General features: G+C 57.5%; 14 protein-coding genes. All 14 read left to right on the top strand.

Going from position 1 to position 17,648, the window contains the following annotated elements; genetic code table 11:
• The 14 genes from flgK to fliG all read left to right on the top strand — a co-directional run bounded on the left by flgK (nucleotide 1) and on the right by fliG (nucleotide 17,648).
• Nucleotides 1-2,025: a flagellar hook-associated protein FlgK gene (gene flgK / locus H7698_RS04160; protein ID WP_194690666.1), complete on the top strand. Its 2,025-nt coding sequence runs from the start codon at nucleotides 1-3 to the stop codon at nucleotides 2,023-2,025.
• Between the two features lie 14 nt (nucleotides 2,026-2,039).
• The gene (locus H7698_RS04155) at nucleotides 2,040-3,635 is read left to right on the top strand and encodes a flagellar hook-associated protein 3 (protein WP_194690665.1); all 1,596 of its coding nucleotides are present in this window, start codon (nucleotides 2,040-2,042) and stop codon (nucleotides 3,633-3,635) included.
• 340 nt (nucleotides 3,636-3,975) lie between these two features.
• Nucleotides 3,976-4,902 carry a ketoacyl-ACP synthase III gene (locus H7698_RS04150; RefSeq protein WP_194690664.1) on the top strand — a complete coding sequence of 309 codons (927 nt, stop codon included), beginning with the start codon at nucleotides 3,976-3,978 and terminating at the stop codon, nucleotides 4,900-4,902.
• Nucleotides 4,903-5,143: 241 nt separating this feature from the next.
• Nucleotides 5,144-7,129: a flagellin N-terminal helical domain-containing protein gene (locus tag H7698_RS04145; RefSeq protein WP_194690663.1), complete on the top strand. Its 1,986-nt coding sequence runs from the start codon at nucleotides 5,144-5,146 to the stop codon at nucleotides 7,127-7,129.
• A 72-nt stretch (nucleotides 7,130-7,201) separates the two neighbouring features.
• Nucleotides 7,202-7,546 carry a flagellar protein FlaG gene (locus tag H7698_RS04140; protein ID WP_194690662.1) on the top strand — a complete coding sequence of 115 codons (345 nt, stop codon included), beginning with the start codon at nucleotides 7,202-7,204 and terminating at the stop codon, nucleotides 7,544-7,546.
• 81 nt (nucleotides 7,547-7,627) lie between these two features.
• Complete coding sequence (fliD, locus tag H7698_RS04135; RefSeq protein ID WP_194690661.1) at nucleotides 7,628-8,992, top strand: flagellar filament capping protein FliD; 1,365 nt, start codon at nucleotides 7,628-7,630, stop codon at nucleotides 8,990-8,992.
• Between the two features lie 136 nt (nucleotides 8,993-9,128).
• Nucleotides 9,129-9,530 carry a flagellar export chaperone FliS gene (fliS, locus tag H7698_RS04130; protein WP_194690660.1) on the top strand — a complete coding sequence of 134 codons (402 nt, stop codon included), beginning with the start codon at nucleotides 9,129-9,131 and terminating at the stop codon, nucleotides 9,528-9,530.
• Between the two features lie 24 nt (nucleotides 9,531-9,554).
• On the top strand, nucleotides 9,555-9,851 hold the full coding sequence (gene fliT, locus H7698_RS04125) for a flagellar protein FliT (RefSeq protein WP_194690659.1): 297 nt from the start codon (nucleotides 9,555-9,557) through the stop codon (nucleotides 9,849-9,851).
• A gap of 172 nt (nucleotides 9,852-10,023) precedes the next feature.
• On the top strand, nucleotides 10,024-11,499 hold the full coding sequence (locus H7698_RS04120; protein ID WP_162440415.1) for a sigma-54 dependent transcriptional regulator: 1,476 nt from the start codon (nucleotides 10,024-10,026) through the stop codon (nucleotides 11,497-11,499).
• 128 nt (nucleotides 11,500-11,627) lie between these two features.
• Nucleotides 11,628-12,833: a sensor histidine kinase gene (locus tag H7698_RS04115; RefSeq protein ID WP_194690780.1), complete on the top strand. Its 1,206-nt coding sequence runs from the start codon at nucleotides 11,628-11,630 to the stop codon at nucleotides 12,831-12,833.
• A 5-nt stretch (nucleotides 12,834-12,838) separates the two neighbouring features.
• Nucleotides 12,839-14,221, top strand: coding sequence for a sigma-54-dependent transcriptional regulator (locus H7698_RS04110; protein ID WP_194690658.1), 1,383 nt, complete (start codon nucleotides 12,839-12,841; stop codon nucleotides 14,219-14,221).
• A gap of 285 nt (nucleotides 14,222-14,506) precedes the next feature.
• Nucleotides 14,507-14,836: a flagellar hook-basal body complex protein FliE gene (fliE, locus tag H7698_RS04105; RefSeq protein ID WP_194690657.1), complete on the top strand. Its 330-nt coding sequence runs from the start codon at nucleotides 14,507-14,509 to the stop codon at nucleotides 14,834-14,836.
• Between the two features lie 15 nt (nucleotides 14,837-14,851).
• Nucleotides 14,852-16,636 (top strand): flagellar basal-body MS-ring/collar protein FliF, encoded by a 1,785-nt coding sequence (fliF, locus tag H7698_RS04100; protein WP_194690656.1) that lies wholly within the window; start codon nucleotides 14,852-14,854, stop codon nucleotides 16,634-16,636.
• Nucleotides 16,629-17,648 (top strand): flagellar motor switch protein FliG, encoded by a 1,020-nt coding sequence (gene fliG, locus H7698_RS04095; protein ID WP_008021334.1) that lies wholly within the window; start codon nucleotides 16,629-16,631, stop codon nucleotides 17,646-17,648. Before fliF ends, fliG begins: the two co-directional genes overlap by 8 nt.

Here is a 17,648-nt window from a genome sequence, read left to right as displayed (position 1 = left end):
ATGAGTTTGCTCAATATCGGGATGTCGGGGCTCAACGCCAGTCAGGTGTCGTTGGCGACCGTCGGCAACAACATTGCCAACGCCAACACCGCCGGCTATTCACGCCAGCAGACCATCCAGAGCAGTAATACATCCAATCTGAGCGGTGGCGTGTTCATCGGCAGCGGTACGACCCTGGCGGACGTGCGTCGGGTCTACAACGCTTATCTCGATCAGCAGCTGCAGACCAGTACATCGCTGAGCAATGACGCCAACGCCTACCTCGAGCAAGTGAACCCGCTCGACAAGCTCTTCTCCGACAAGACCACGGGGATCAGCGCGGTCTTGAGCAGCTTCTTTTCGTCGGTACAAACGTCCGCCGCTACGCCAAGCGACACGGCCGCCCGGCAACTGCTGCTGACCAATGCGCAAACGTTGAGCAACCGCTTCAACGCCTTGGCCTCGCAGATGCAACAGCAGAACGAGGGCATCAACAGCCAGCTGACGACGATGACCGAGAAGGTCAACCAGTTGACGTCCTCCATTGCCTCACTCAACAAGCAGATTTCCCAGGCCAGCAGCTCGACCGGCAGCGGCCCGAGCAACTTGCTCGATGCGCGTAACGAAGCGGTCCGCACGCTCAACGAGCTGGTCGGCGTGACGGTTCAGGAGCAGAACGGCAGTTACAACATCTCCTTGGGGACGGGGCAATCGCTGATGTTGGGCAATACGTCCAATACCCTCACGACGGCGCGAACCGGGATCGACAAGAGTCAGTTGACCATCCAGGTGAACTCCCCGTCGTCAGTCACCGACGTGACTTCCGTTGTCAGCGGCGGCAAGATCGGCGGGTTGCTGCGCTATCGTGATGACGTGCTGGTCCCGGCAATGAATGATCTGGGCCGTACGGCGATTGTGGTTGCCGACAAGATCAACCGCCAGTTGGGGCAGGGGCTCGATGCCAATGGCGAGTTTGGTTCATCGCTGTTCTCCAGCATCAACAGCTTGACCGCTATCAGTCAGCGCAGCCTGGCGTCGTCGAACAACAGCACCGGTTCCGGCAACCTTGATGTCACGATCACCAACTCCAGTGCGCTGACCACCTTTGACTATCAGGTAACGTTTACCGCAGCGGACAAGTACACGGTCAAGCGCTCCGACGGCAAGGACATGGGTTCGTTCGACCTGTCCCCGGCGGCAGAAATCGACGGTTTCAAACTTGATCTGAACGGTGGCGGTCTGAGCGCGGGTGATTCGTTCAAGGTGATCCCGACCCGCACCGGCGCAAGCGCGATCACTACCCAGATGACCGACTCGAACAAGCTCGCCTTCGCCGGTGCGCTGGTTGCGACCAGTAACACGGGCAACGGCGGTACCGGTGCGCTGACTCCGCCGGCGTTGACCATTCCAATGGACATCTATGGCGGAGCGGACCTCGCTGCGCTGCAAGACGGCATCAAGAATTCCATGCCGGTGACGCTGACCTTCAAAGAGGCCGCAGGCGGGAGCCAGGGCTACGAAGTGTTCAACTCGAAAGGGCAGAGCATCGGCACCGGCACCATCGTGCCGGGCCAGGGCAATGACCTGACGATCAACGTGCCGATACTCGATGCGTCGGGCGCCCCGATCGCGGGCAAGTCGTTCTCCTTCAACACCACGGTCAGTGGCTCGCCTTCGAAGAACGACAAGTACGAAGTCGCGTTCAACGTCGACGGCAAGAAAGACAACCGCAACGCCAACGAACTGTTGGGTTTGCAGACCAAGGCAACGGTCGGCGTCACTGGCGGCAACGCCGGCATGAGCATGACCACCGCCTACAGCCGACTGGTGGAACAGGTCGGCGCCAAGGCCAGTCAGGCCCTGGGTGACAGCACCGCCAGTGGCGCCATCCTGGCCCGGGCCAAGTCCGAAGTCGGTTCCGTGTCCCAGGTCAACCTGGATGACGAGGCCGCCGACCTGGTCAAGTTCCAGCAGTACTACACCGCGTCGTCGCAGATTATCAAGGCCGCGCAAGAAACCTTCAGCACGCTGATCAATAGTCTTTAAGGGAGTTTTCGACGATGCGTATTTCTACTGCCCAGTACTTTGAGACGAGTGCGGCCAAGTACCAGAATAATTTTTCTTCGATCGTTAAGACTCAGGAGCAGATCACTTCAGGTGTGCGTATTCAGAGTGCCGGTGATGATCCTGTTGGGGCTGCGCAGTTGTTGATGCTGCAACAGCAAAAAGCAATGCTCAGCCAGTACAGCAACAACATGGGCAGCATCAAGAACTCTCTGATGAACGAAGAGAGTGTGCTGGATAGTGTCAACACGGCACTTCAGCGCGCTCGTGAACTGGCCCTGAGCGCCGGTGATGGCAGCAAGAGTGACGCCGACCGCAAGTCCATTGCTGAAGAGCTGGGCGAGATCGAAGCAAACGTGTTGGGCTTGCTGAACAGCAAGGACGCGGCGGGTAACTACATGTTTTCCGGCTCTAAGACGTCGACACCTCCCTATGTGCGCAACAACGACGGTACCTACTCGTATCAGGGTGATGACACCCAGTTGAGCCTGCAGGTGTCGGATACCCTATCCATCGCCACCAACGATACGGGCAAAAGTGTTCTTGAGGGGGCGACTAACTCCGGGCGCACTCAGGCGACGCTAGATCCATCGAAGCCTAATGACGGCACTGTGTCGATATCCGCAGGCTTGATGAAATCGAATGCGGCTTACACAAAAAACTTCACCGCTGGCGAGCCCTACGAGTTGAAGTTTGTCGACAGCACTCATTACACCATTGCAGACAAAGACGGTAACGATGTCACGTCGGAAGTTTCCGGCAACGGCACTTTTGACTCAAAGAAAGAGGGTGGCTCGACCATCAGTCTGCGCGGTGTAGAGTTCGACATCACTTTGCGACTCAAGGCGCCCGTTGATCCAGTCACGAACTTGCCAATGACCCCTGATGCAGAGGTCAAGGATCACATCTTCTCACTGGGCACCAAGCCGGATAGCTTCAACGCATCGCGCACCCCGAGCAATGGTTCGACGGCTCAGATTACCCAATCTGGCGTCACCAATCAGGCTGACTACGTCAACGGATTTCCCGGCAGTGGCGTGGTCGTCAAGTTCACCGATGCCACCAATTACAAAGTCTATGCCCAGCCGATGAGCGCAGACAGTAAACCGATTGGTGATGGGGCAATGGTTGCTGGCTCCGGCACGATCACCGTGGCGGGTGTGAAGCTCGATTTTACTGGCGCTCCGGGGCCGGATGATCAGTTTGTCGTCAGTGGCAGCAGCCACCAGACACAGAGCGCACTCGATACATTGGGTCAGTTGCGCCAAACCCTGGAAACGCCGTCCGATGGCAACGATCTGGCGCAGATCAAACTCAAGGATGCTTTGAATTCGGCGGTCAGCAATCTGGCCAACGCGAGCGAGCAGGTATTGAGCGTACGCGGTGCCATTGGGGCGCGTCTGAATTCCATCGATATTCAGAGTGCCGAAAACATCAGCCTGGATCTGTCAAACGCCAGCACCCAGAAAGCCATTGGTGATACCGATGTGGCGACCGCGTCGATTGATTTGGCTTTCCAGCAATCACTGCTGCAGGCCTCGCAGTTGGCATTCGTTAAAATCGCCCAATTGAGCCTGTTCAACAAGCTGTGATCCCTTCCTGATAGCCGGTGTCGCTGATGCCGGTTATGTCTGATGCGCTCCCGTCGACTCATTAATGGGTGCTTTTTGTCATTCAGCAGGCGAATGATCGCTTGTTCGTGGCTGGATGTTTGGCACAAGGCACGCATAATGCGTGACCTGCGAGTCATAAAGCGCATCTTCACTGTATTGTGTAAAAAAGGATGGGCGGGGGAATGACCCCTGTCGGGCGTGTTTTCAGGATATCTGGAGCGCCTGCGCCGTATTTTTTCGCTCGGTGAAATCCAGTATTGTCAGTACCTCTCGGTCTTGCGAGCGGTGATCTCCAGCTATTTAGTATTGGGAAGCCACAATGATTGGCATAAAAAGCATTGCTAGCTACGTGCCAGCGAGTGGGCTGGATAATTACGCTCAGGGCGCGAAGTTCGAGAAGGATGAAGAGTTCATCCTCGGGAAAATCGGTTCGGCGTTCCTGCCGCGTAAGGATCCGGCTCAGGAAACATCCGACCTCTGTGTCGAAGCGGCCAATGCCTTGTTTGCGAACAATCCTCAGCTGGATCGTCAATCCATCGACGTGCTGATTGTCGTCACCCAAAACGGTGACGAAGAAGGCTTGCCGCACACCTCGGCCATCGTTCAGGACAAACTGGGCCTGTCGACCAATGTTGCGGCGTTCGACATCTCCCTGGGGTGCTCGGGCTATGTCTACGGCATCTACGCCATCAAGGGCTTCATGGAAGCTGCAGGCTTGAAGAATGGCCTGCTGATCACCGCCGACCCGTATTCGAAGATCGTCGATCCGGAAGATCGCAATACCACTATGTTGTTCGGTGACGCCGCAACCGCGACCTGGATGGGTGAAGACGCCACCTGGCAGCTCGGCAAAGCCAAGTTCGGTACCGACGGTTCCGGCGCACCTCACTTGAAGGTCACGGACGGCGTGTTCTATATGAACGGGCGTCAGGTGTTCAACTTTGCCTTGCTTAAGGTGCCAGCACACTTGCACGAGTTGCTGAACGAGTCGGGCCTGACGTCTCAGGATGTCGACGCGTTCTGCATTCACCAGGGCAGTGCGGCCATCGTCGACGCTGTAGCGCGACGTTTCGAAGGCGAGCCGGAGAAGTTCATCAAGGACATGGTCGAGACCGGCAACACCGTGTCGTCGAGCATTCCGCTGCTGCTGGAAAAGCACATGTTCGACTCCAGCTGGAAGCGCGTGGCAATCAGTGGTTTCGGCGTAGGCCTGTCCTGGGGATCGGCGATTATTCATCGCCCCTGACGCGCCAGTTAATTAACGCCAAAAAAACGCCCATGACCGCGAGGTCATGGGCGTTTTTGCATTCCGGGGCTCTGATCTAAGGCCTTGAAATTCAAGGAGTGGCACGGTGCTAGTAAAAATAATCAAAAAAACGCTCAAGCAACCTGCTTTCACGACGATAACTATTACGAAGGTTCTCTAGGCCACACCCGGCGGTTGCCAGGGCCGGAAGCCGCAGCACCCAACCAACGAGGAATTCGTCATGGCTTTATCAGTAAACACCAACATCACCTCCCTGGGCGTTCAGAAAAACCTGAACAAGGCTTCCGACGCTCTGAGCAACTCGATGAACCGCCTGTCCTCCGGCCTGAAAATCAACAGCGCTAAAGACGACGCAGCTGGCATGCAAATCGCCAACCGTCTGGGCAACCAGGTGAAAGGCTTGAACGTTGCAATCGCCAACGCCAACAACGGTGTTTCGATCGCGCAGACCGCTGAAGGCGCGATGCAAGAATCCACCAACCTGCTGCAACGTCTGCGTGAACTCGCCCTGCAGTCTGCGAACGGTGATAAAAGCGACGCTGACCGTACTTCCCTGCAGCAGGAATTCACCGCCAAGGTGGGTGAGCTGACTCGTATTTCCAATACCACTACTTTCGGTGGTCGTAACCTGCTGGACGGTTCGTTCAGCAACGTAGGCTTCCAGATCGGCGCCAACGCCAACGAAACCATCTCCTTCGGCATGACCGACATCAGCGCAACTGGCCTGAAGGGTACATACAGCGAAGCAAGCGTTAATAGCACTGCGTTGGCTGGTTTGAGCGCTACCGCAACTGGTTCGACTCTGCCATTGCCAAAAGGGGCTAGCGTAACGGGCGGTGCGGCACTTGCGACTACCGCTGCCGACAAGATTGATATCAACGGAACTGTAATCACCTTCGGTGTTGCGGCTGCTGGTAGCGCTTCTGGTATCTCCGCTGCAACAGCGATCAACGCTCAATCCGCGCTTACTGGTGTTACTGCACTTTCCGATCCTGCAACCGGCGCTCTAACCCTTTCTTCGAATCGCGACATCATTTTGGGGGACAACGTTGCTGGTAGTCTGGCCAAGGCTGGCTTGACCGCGGGTACTACTGCTGCTGTAGCTGCAGAACCAAAAGCTACAATTACCGGCACTGCCGCTTTGGCAACAACTGCTGGCGAAATCATCAACATCAACGGCACAGACATTACCCTGACAACTGCTGCCGCTGGTGCCGCTGCTGGCTTAGCAGCAGCTGTCGCGATCAACAGCAAATCGGCTCAGACCGGCGTTACAGCTTCAACCGATGCTGCTGGTCTTCTGACCCTGACATCGGCGAAAGACTTCACCGTTGGTGGTCCTGACGCAACCAAGACCGGCTTGACGGCTGGTACTACTGGTACTTGGGATAAAGAAAAGATGAGCTCTGCTGGTGCCATCACCGTTAACGGTACGAATGTATCGTGGGCTGCAGGCGCCACAATGAAAACTGTATTGTCTAGTCTTGCAGCTACTACAGGTGTAGGGGGTACCGCCACAGTTAAAGAAGGTCGTGTGACCCTCACTTCGGGCGAAGGTAAAGACATCAAGCTGGCCAACACTTCCAGCGGCTCACTGTCTCAGCTGGGTCTGTCGGCGGGGACTTCCCAGGCCAAGCTGAAAGAAGACACTTCCGTCGACGTCAACGGCGTTGAAGTCAAATTCAAGAAAGGCGACACCACCGATGCGATCGTTGCGTCGATCAACAGCGCCAGTACCGGCGTAAACGCCAGCAAAAACACTGACGGCACCCTAAATCTGTTTGCTGACAAAGACATCACCCTCAAGGACGGAAGCGCGGGCACTGGTCTAGCCGCACTGGGTCTGACCGCCGTTTCCGCTGCTGGCACCAAGTCTGCAGTCACCATGGAAACCACTGTTTCCGACCTGAGCATCCTAACCAATGCTGCTTCGCAACAGGCGGTACAGGCACTGGACGGCGCGCTGCAGCAGATCGACAGCCAGCGTTCGCAACTGGGTGCTGTTCAAAACCGTTTCGCCAGCACCGTGGCCAACCTGCAGAGCATTTCGCAGAACTCCACCGCTGCTAAAGGCCGTGTAGAAGATGCTGACTTCGCTTCTGAAGCGGCTGAGCTGACCAAGCAACAAACCCTGCAACAGGCATCCACCGCGATCCTGTCCCAGGCTAACCAGCTGCCATCCGCTGTTCTGAAGCTGCTTCAGTAATATCGGTAGCGGTTAACTAACGGAAGGGCGCGTATACGTGCCCTTCCGTTTTTTTGGTTTTGAGGTGATGACATGGATATGAGCATTAAGCTGAACGCGCATTACCCTGCTGGTACGACTCCGGCAAGCAACTCTGCTGTCACTCAGGCACCGCCCGCAGCGAAACAGGAACCGGCGGTGGCTGATGACTCTCAGCGTGTAGCCCTGGAAAAAGCGGTAACCGATATTCGCGAGTTCGTTCAGTCGACTCAGCGCAACCTCGATTTTTCCATCGATGACTCGACCGGTAGAGTCGTGGTCAAGGTGGTCGCAACCGAAAGTGGCGAAGTCATACGGCAGATTCCATCGGAAACTGCTTTGAAGCTTGCACAGAATTTGAGTGATGCCAGCAGCCTGCTGTTTGATACGAAAGCCTGAGCTGGCATGAAATGTGTTTCTGACTGCAGCTACGGCAATATTCGCCAATAAAGCGGCAGCCACAGGACAAGGAGATTACCAATGGCTAGTTCAACGATTTCCGGCCCGGGTTCGGGCTACGACACCCAAGCCATCGTCAAGGCGTTGGTGGGTGCTGAAAAGGCACCTAAGCAAGCCCAGATCACCAGCCAGCAAAAAGACACGACTATCCAGTTGTCGGGTGTCGGCTCGGTGAAAAGTGCGCTGGAAACTTACCGGGCGGCAATCGCCAAGTTGAACAACGTGGCCGCTTTCAACGGCCTGGCCGCTACCTCGTCCGAAGAAAAAAATATCAAGGTCACCCTGGGTGATGGCGCCTCCAGCGGTAAATACGTGGTGGTGGTCAGCGATCTGGCGACTTCTTCGAAAGTCACCAGCAAGGTGTTCGAGGGTGGGGCATCAGGCTCTTCCAACTCCACCGATGAAGATCAAACTCTGACGATCACCCAGTCGGGCAAAAGTTACGACGTCATAGTGCCGGGCGGCGCGACCCTGCAGGAAGTGCGTGAATCGATCAATACTCAGCTTTCGGCTCAGGGTATTAGCGCCAACGTCTTGAGTGATGCAAACGGTGCGCGTTTGGTTATTGGCTCTAATACAACGGGCGTTGACACCGACATCACGCTCAGCGGTGACTCGGATCTGGCCCAAGGTTATGACAAAGGCACGCCAGCACAAAATGCCAAATACACCATCGACGGTATCGCGATGGAGTCCACCAGCAACAATGTCACTTCCGCCATCAGTGGGGTGTCTTTTGAGTTGTTGGCCAAAGATAAGGACAAGCCGATCACCATCAACGTTGCAAGCAACACCGCCACGCTGAAAACCTCTGTCCAATCCTTCGTCACGGCTTACAACGCGTTGATGACCAGTATTAATACTCAGACCAAGGTTACTGCCACCGGCGATGCTTCTACCACGACTGCTGGTGCCTTAACTGGTGATGCGTCCATGCGTCAGCTGGTCAACAATCTGCGCAGTGAGTTGGTCAACAGCTCGGGGTCGAGTGCCATGAGCAGTCTGGCGCAGATGGGTATTACCACCGACCAGAAAACCGGCCTTCTTAGCCTGGATGACAAGACGTGGGACAAGGCTGTTGTCAAAGGAGCCGGCGATATTGCTAAGTTGTTTACCGGCGACACTGGGCTGGTAACTCGCATGACTAAAGCTACCGCCTCCTACGTGGGTACCACCGGGTCGCTGGCTAGCAGAGTGACAGATCTCAACACCAAGTTGACCGATCTCACCACCCAGCAGGCTGATCTGGATCGCCGCATGGAAAGCTTGCAGTCAACCTTGACCGCCAAGTACACGGCGATGGACACCTTGATCGCTCAGCTTAACGCCAGCAGCTCCAGCATCATGACGACGCTCAACTCTCTCAATAATCCGAAATCGGATTAATTGCAGAGTGTTCGCTCGCTGAGCGTTAGGTGAAGATACATTTGGGCCTGCGGGCCCGGATTAAAGTTTTATGTGACGCAGTCGACAAACTCTATATAGAGAAATGTCCGACTACGGCCGGTAACGAGGTAGAAACATGAATCCGATGAAAGCCCTTCGTGCGTACCAGAAGGTCAATTCCCACGCTCAGATCTCCGAGGCGAGCCCTCATCGTCTGATCCAGATGCTGTTTGAAGGCGGTCTTGATCGTCTGGCTCAAGCTAAAGGTGCAATGGAGCGTGGTGACATCGCCCAGAAATGCGTCCTGATCACTAAGTCCATCGGCATCATCACTGGGCTGCGCCAGGGGTTGAATGAAGAGAAGGCCCCGGACCCAGCTGCGATCCAGCAACTGGACAGTCTTTACGAGTACATGAACTCGCAGCTGCTGAAGGCCAACCTGAGCAACGATCCGCAAATCATCGATGAAGTTGCGCGCCTGCTGACCACCGTGAAAAGTGGCTGGGATGCGATTGCGGCACAAGAGACAGCGCTTTAGGCTTTTCAGCCGAGGAACGACGCCATGAGTCAAGCACTGCAACGGATTGAAGAAACCCGCGAAGCACTCATCGATGCGCTGGCCGAGCGTAACTGGGATGCGATCGGCGAACTGGATGTGGCGTGTCGTGAATGCGTCGATGAGGTGCTGAGTGAAGCGCCCATCGATGAGGAAGCGCTGCGGAGCAATCTGGAGAGTCTGCTGGCGGTCTATAAAGATTTATTGACGGCGACGATGGGCGAGCGTCAGGCGATAGTCGACGAGATGTCGCAGATCACTCAAGCGAAGAGCGCTGCAAAGGTTTACCATCTGTTTGGTTAGTTAATTCCCGGTTAATCCAGACAATGTGCGCCATAAATTTGACTGTGCACGGTTTTTTGACTTAACTAGTGGCTGTTCACCGATATCCAGCGTCTACAGGCTTAACGGTCTGCAAGCGTCTAGCTTGCCCACTCATTTCGGGCACCGAGTTGACTAGGGAAGTTGCTATTGCATGTGGCGTGAAACCAAAATTCTGCTAATTGATGACGATAGCGTCCGCCGCCGCGACCTGGCGGTGATTTTAAATTTTCTCGGTGAAGAAAATTTACCCTGCGGAAGCCATGACTGGCAGCAGGCTGTCGGCTCTTTGTCGTCTAGTCGTGAAGTAATCTGCGTCCTCATCGGGACGGTCAATGCTCCTGGCGCACTTTTGGGCTTGTTAAAGACACTCTCAACCTGGGATGAGTTCCTTCCGGTTTTGTTGATGGGCGATAATTCTTCCGTCGACTTGCCTGAAGACCAGCGTCGCCGAGTGCTTTCGACCCTCGAAATGCCGCCCAGCTACAGCAAATTGCTCGATTCGCTGCACCGTGCCCAGGTCTATCGCGAGATGTATGACCAGGCCCGCGAGCGCGGTCGTCATCGCGAACCCAATCTTTTCCGCAGTCTTGTCGGCACCAGCCGGGCGATTCAACACGTCCGTCAGATGATGCAGCAAGTCGCCGATACCGACGCCAGTGTGTTGATCCTGGGCGAGTCCGGCACCGGCAAGGAAGTGGTTGCGCGCAACCTGCACTATCACTCCAAGCGCCGTGACGCGCCGTTCGTTCCGGTCAACTGCGGGGCGATCCCGGCCGAGTTGCTGGAAAGCGAACTCTTCGGCCACGAGAAGGGTGCGTTCACCGGAGCGATCACCAGTCGTGCCGGGCGCTTTGAGCTGGCCAACGGTGGCACGCTGTTCCTCGACGAAATCGGCGACATGCCGCTGCCGATGCAGGTCAAGCTGCTGCGCGTGCTGCAGGAACGTACCTTCGAACGCGTGGGCAGTAACAAGACCCAGAGCGTGGATGTGCGCATCATTGCCGCGACCCACAAGAATCTCGAAAGCATGATCGAGATCGGCACCTTCCGCGAAGACTTGTACTACCGCCTGAATGTGTTCCCGATCGAAATGGCGCCGTTGCGCGAGCGTGTCGAAGACATCCCGTTGCTGATGAACGAGTTGATCTCGCGCATGGAGCACGAGAAGCGGGGTTCGATCCGTTTCAATTCCGCCGCCATCATGTCCCTGTGCCGTCACGGCTGGCCCGGCAACGTCCGCGAGCTCGCCAACCTGGTGGAGCGCATGGCGATCATGCATCCGTACGGGGTGATCGGCGTGGTCGAGTTGCCGAAGAAATTCCGCTACGTCGACGACGAAGACGAGCAGTTGGTCGACAGCCTGCGCAGCGACCTGGAAGAGCGGGTGGCCATCAACGGTCATACCCCGGACTTCTCGGTGAATGCCTTGCTGCCGCCGGAAGGCCTGGACTTGAAAGACTACCTCGGTGGTCTCGAGCAGGGGCTGATTCAGCAGGCGCTGGATGATGCCAATGGCATCGTGGCGCGTGCTGCCGAGCGCTTGCGTATTCGTCGTACCACGCTTGTGGAGAAGATGCGCAAATACGGCATGAGCCGTCGTGACGGTGATGAACAGGCAGATGATTGACGCCTGTTTTTCAACCCCTTCATTTATAGGCAGTTTTTTTTAGGCACGGGTATTGCTACATCCCTCGCAACGTTCCGTTTAACTGACGGTCAGCCAAGCGAGAGTGCACGATGCCCCAAGCCGCCCAGATGTCTCCTGTCCCTGACGCTTTGGGGCTACCGTCGTCCGCAGAGCAGGCAAACCGGCTTGGCCTTGAGCAGTCGTTTGCCCTGTTCAGTCAAATGTCGAATCAGCTGACCGACTCTTACAGCATGCTCGAAGCCCGGGTAACCGAACTCAAGGGCGAGCTGGAAGTGGTCAGCGCCCAGCGCATGCAGGAACTGGCGGAAAAAGAACGCCTCGCCAATCGCCTGCAAAACCTCCTTGATCTGTTGCCCGGCGGCGTCATCGTCATCGATGCTCAGGGCATCGTGCGCGAAGCCAATCCTGCCGCGTGTGAGCTGCTCGGCCTGCCGCTCGAAGGCGAGCTGTGGCGCCATGTCATTGCCCGCTGCTTCGCGCCCCGTGAAGACGACGGGCACGAAATCTCGCTAAAGGATGGTCGGCGTCTGTCGATCTCCACTCGCTCGCTCGACGCCGAGCCGGGGCAGTTGGTGTTGCTCAACGACCTGACTGAAACCCGCCACCTACAAGATCAACTCGCCCGTCATGAACGCCTGTCGTCGCTCGGGCGGATGGTCGCATCGCTGGCTCATCAGATTCGTACCCCTTTGTCCGCTGCGTTGCTTTACGCCAGTCATTTGACCGAGCAGGAACTGCCCGTCGCCACACAGCAACGCTTTGCCGGACGCCTTAAAGAGCGTCTGCACGAGCTGGAGCACCAAGTGCGCGACATGCTGATCTTCGCCCGTGGCGAGCTGCCGCTGACGGATCGCGTTACACCCAAAATGCTCATGCAATCGCTGCAGGCGGCAGCCCTTGCTCATGTGCAGGATTTGCCGATTCGCTGGCAGTGCGACAGTCATGTCGGGGAGTTGCTGTGCAATCGCGACACTCTGGTCGGCGCGATCCTCAACCTGATCGAGAACGCCATTCAAGCCAGTGCCGATGCTGTGCGCTTGAAGGTCCATCTCTATACCCGGGATAACAACCTGCGCGTGTCGGTCAGTGACAGCGGTAGCGGCATAGAGCCAAAAGTGCTGGCGCGTCTGGGCGAGCCTTTTTTCACCACTAAGAACACCGGAACCGGCCTGGGCCTGACCGTGGTCAAGGCGGTGGCCCGCGCTCATCAGGGAGAATTGCTGCTGCGCTCGCGACCGGGTCGCGGAACATGTGCGCAGGTCATCCTGCCGCTTTTTTCGGGTGAAAAGAGCATTGATCAGGGAGCGGAGTGAAGAACATGGGGATCAAGGTTTTACTGGTTGAGGACGACCGCGCGTTACGCGAAGCACTGGCCGATACATTGCTGCTCGCGGGGCACGATTACACCGCCGTCGGTTCGGCGGAGGAAGCGCTCACGGCCGTTGGCAAGGATGCGTTCAATCTGGTGCTCAGCGACGTCAACATGCCGGGCATGGATGGCCATCAGTTGCTCAGTCTGCTGCGAGCCCGCCAGCCACAATTGCCGGTGCTGCTGATGACCGCCCATGGCGCTGTCGAGCGTGCGGTTGATGCGATGCGGCAGGGCGCGGCGGATTATCTGGTGAAGCCGTTCGAACCCAAGGCGCTGCTCGATCTGGTGGCCAGACATGCCCTGGGCAGTCTCGGCGCGGCCGAGAGCGAAGGGCCGATCGCGTTCGAGCCAGCCAGCGCACAGTTGCTTGAGCTGGCAGCCCGGGTGGCGCGCAGTGATTCGACCGTGCTCATCTCCGGCGAGTCCGGGACCGGCAAGGAAGTGCTCGCGCGATACATCCATCAGCATTCCCATCGTGCCAGCCAGCCGTTCATCGCGATCAACTGCGCCGCGATCCCGGACAACATGCTGGAGGCCACGCTGTTCGGGCATGAAAAAGGCTCGTTCACCGGTGCCATTGCTGCGCAGGCAGGCAAGTTCGAGCAGGCGGATGGCGGCACGATTCTGCTCGACGAAATTTCCGAAATGCCTATGGGGCTTCAGGCCAAGCTGTTGCGTGTGCTGCAGGAGCGTGAGGTCGAGCGGGTCGGCGCGCGTAAGCCGATCACTCTGGACATTCGGGTGGTAGCGACCACTAACCGCGACCTTGCGGCTGAAGTGGCAGCAGGCCGTTTCCGTGAAGACCTTTACTATCGTCTGTCGGTGTTTCCGCTGGCATGGCGTCCGCTGCGCGAGCGCACCGCCGACATACTGCCGCTGGCCGAGCGTCTGTTGGCCAAACACGTCAATAAAATGAAGCATGCCGCGGCGAAGCTATCGTCCGACGCTCAAGCGTGTCTGATCGGTTATCCGTGGCCTGGCAACGTGCGCGAATTGGATAACGCGATTCAGCGGGCGTTGATTCTGCAGCAGGGCGGGTTGATCCAGCCTCAGGATTTCTGCCTGTCCGGTCCTGTGGCCTGTGCGCCGTTGTCGGTAATCTCACCGGTTGCGCGAGTGATTGAAGTTGAGGTCGAGCCTGCCGGGGCGCTGGGCGATGACCTGCGGCGCCGCGAGTTCCAGATGATCATCGACACCTTGCGCGCCGAGCGTGGTCGCCGCAAGGAAGCCGCCGAACGCCTGGGCATCAGCCCGCGCACGTTGCGCTACAAGCTGGCGCAAATGCGTGACGCCGGAATGGATGTGGAAGCTTACCTGTTCGCCACTTGAAACTGCTTTTTGTAGCAGCCTGCGTCCGACTGCGCAGCAGTTGTTTGCCCTTGTGCATGCGGTCTTTTATTACTCCGCGTCAAATGAATAAACGACTGCTGCGCAGTCGGACGCAGGCTTCGCCAGCTGCTACAGGTTGAGTTGTTACTTCAATTTTGAAAGGCGCTGGAAGGGCTTTTGTATGACACAGCCATGGAGCTGGCACCCTTGTTGCTAATACCTGACTACCCGCCGAGTGAGCGTCAAAAAATTGCGGGTCGCCAGCGACGTCAAAAGAGAGAAACCATGAGCCAAGGTATTGAATTTAATCGGTTGATGCTGGATATGCGGGCCATGCAAATGGACGCAATGTCTGCGCCGAAATCGACTGCCGCCGTCCCTCAGCTGCCGGGCAACAGTTTCTCCGACATGCTCGGTCAGGCCGTCAATAAAGTGAACGAAACCCAGCAGGCCTCCAGCCAGCTGTCCACCGCATTCGAGATCGGCAAGAGCGGCGTCGATTTGACCGACGTGATGATCGCCAAAGAAAAAGCCGGTGTGTCTTTCCAGGCCATTACCCAAGTCCGTAACAAGCTGGTTCAGGCGTACCAAGACATCATGCAGATGCCGGTTTAAGGACGATATTGAGTCATGGCAGAAGCAGCCGATAACATTCCGGCCAAGGCCACTCCAATAGACGGTAAACCGCCGCTGTTCGGGTTGTCCTTCCTGGAAAACCTCTCCGAGATGACCATGTTGCGTCAGGTGGGCCTTTTGGTCGGTCTGGCAGCGAGCGTGGCGATTGGCTTCGCCGTGGTGTTGTGGTCCCAGCAGCCGGACTACCGGCCTTTGTACGGCAGCCTTGCCGGTATGGACGCCAAGCAGGTCATGGATACCCTGGCCGCCTCTGATATTCCCTACACCGTTGAACCTAATTCCGGTGCCTTGCTGGTCAAGGCCGAAGACTTGTCCCGTGCGCGGCTCAAACTCGCGGGCGCTGGTGTCACTCCCAGCGACGGCAACATCGGTTTTGAGATCCTCGACAAGGACCAGGGCCTGGGTACCAGCCAGTTCATGGAAGCGACCCGTTATCGTCGCGGCCTTGAAGGCGAACTGGCCCGGACCATCTCCAGTCTGAACAACGTCAAGGGGGCCCGCGTGCACCTGGCGATCCCGAAAAGCTCGGTGTTCGTGCGCGATGAGCGCAAGCCCAGTGCTTCGGTGTTGATCGAACTGTATTCCGGCCGCTCCCTGGAGCCTGGCCAGGTACTGGCGATCATCAATCTGGTGGCAACCAGCGTCCCCGAGCTCAGCAAATCCCAGGTCACCGTGGTCGATCAAAAGGGCAACCTGCTGTCGGATCAGGCGGAAAACTCCGAGCTGACCATGGCGGGCAAACAGTTCGATTACAGCCGTCGCATGGAAAGCATGCTCACTCAGCGTGTGCATAACATCCTGCAACCGGTACTGGGCAACGACCGCTACAAGGCCGAAGTCTCGGCCGACGTGGATTTCAGCGCCGTCGAGTCAACCTCCGAGCAGTTCAACCCGGACCAACCGGCGTTGCGCAGCGAACAGTCGGTGAACGAACAGCGTACCGCCAGCAACGGGCCACAAGGTGTACCGGGCTCCCTGAGCAACCAGCCGCCTTCGCCAGCGTCTGCGCCGGCCACCACCGGTGGTGCTACCGCGTCGGCCGGCATGGTTCAGCCAGGTCAGCCTCTGCTGGATGCCAACGGTCAGCAAATCATGGACCCGGCCACTGGCCAGCCGATGCTCGCGCCGTATCCAGCGGACAAGCGTCAACAATCCACCAAGAATTTCGAACTTGACCGTTCCATAAGCCACACCAAGCAGCAACAGGGCCGTTTGAATCGCCTGTCGGTGTCGGTCGTGGTGGACGATCAGGTCAAGATCAACCCGGCCAACGGAGAAACCTCTCGCGCACCGTGGACTGCCGATGAACTGGCGCGCTTCACACGCCTGGTGCAGGACGCGGTCGGCTTCGATGCCAGCCGGGGCGACAGTGTCAGCGTAATCAACATGCCGTTCTCCGCCGAGCGCGGTGAAGTGATCGCCGATGTACCGTTCTATTCCCAGCCGTGGTTCTGGGATGTGATCAAGCAGGTGCTGGGTGTACTGTTCATTCTGGTGCTGGTGTTCGGCGTGCTGCGTCCGGTGCTCAACAACATCACCAATGGCGGCAAAGGCAAGCAATTGGCCGGCATCGGCAGCGACGTGGAATTGGGTGGCATGGGCGGCCTCGATGGCGACCTGGCTAACGACCGCGTCAGCCTTGGCGGCCCGCAAAGCATCCTGCTGCCAAGTCCGAGCGAAGGCTATGACGCACAGCTGAATGCAATCAAGAGTCTGGTGGCAGAAGATCCGGGTCGTGTGGCCCAGGTCGTGAAAGAGTGGATTAACGCAGATGAGTGATAACCGAGCCGTTGCCGCCAAACTGTCCAAGGTCGACAAAGCTGCGATCCTGCTGCTGTCCCTGGGCTCAACCGATGCTGCGCAGGTGTTGCGCCACATGGGCCCGAAAGAGGTTCAGCGCGTGGGCGTGGCGATGGCGCAGATGGGCAACGTGCACCGCGAGCAGGTCGAGCAGGTGATGAGCGAGTTTGTCGACATCGTCGGCGATCAGACCAGCCTGGGCGTCGGTTCTGACGACTATGTGCGCAAAATGCTCACCCAGGCCCTGGGCGAAGACAAGGCCAACGGCTTGATCGACCGGATTCTTCTGGGCGGCAACACCAGCGGTCTCGACAGCCTGAAGTGGATGGAGCCACGCGCCGTCGCCGACGTGATCCGTTACGAGCACCCGCAAATCCAGGCGATCGTGGTGGCGTATCTCGACCCGGATCAGGCCGGTGAAGTGCTGGGCAACTTCGACCACAAGGTGCGCCTCGACATCATCTTGCGGGTATCCTCGCTTAACACCGTTCAGCCGGCGGCCCTGAAAGAACTCAACCAGATTCTCGAGAAGCAGTTCTCCGGCAACTCGAATGCTTCGCGCACCAACCTGGGTGGCATCAAGCGCGCGGCGGACATCATGAACTTCCTCGACAGCTCGATCGAAGGTCAGTTGATGGACTCGATCCGCGAAGTCGACGAAGACCTGTCCGGCCAGATCGAAGACCTCATGTTCGTGTTCAATAACCTGGCCGATGTCGACGACCGCGGGATCCAGGCTTTGCTGCGCGAAGTGTCCTCCGACGTGCTTGTGCTGGCCCTCAAAGGGTCGGATGAAAACGTCAAGGAAAAGATCTTCAAGAACATGTCCAAACGAGCGGCCGAACTGTTGCGCGACGACCTCGAGGCCAAAGGCCCGGTGCGCGTCAGCGACGTGGAAACTGCACAAAAAGAAATCCTCACCATTGCCCGCCGTATGGCCGAAGCCGGAGAAATCGTTCTCGGCGGGAAGGGCGGCGAAGAGATGATCTAA

This window comes from Pseudomonas sp. p50(2008) (genome assembly GCF_015351605.1).
Classification (GTDB): domain Bacteria; phylum Pseudomonadota; class Gammaproteobacteria; order Pseudomonadales; family Pseudomonadaceae; genus Aquipseudomonas.
Note: the sequence above shows the minus strand (reverse complement) of the source record. Positions and strands in the feature narration are given on the sequence as shown.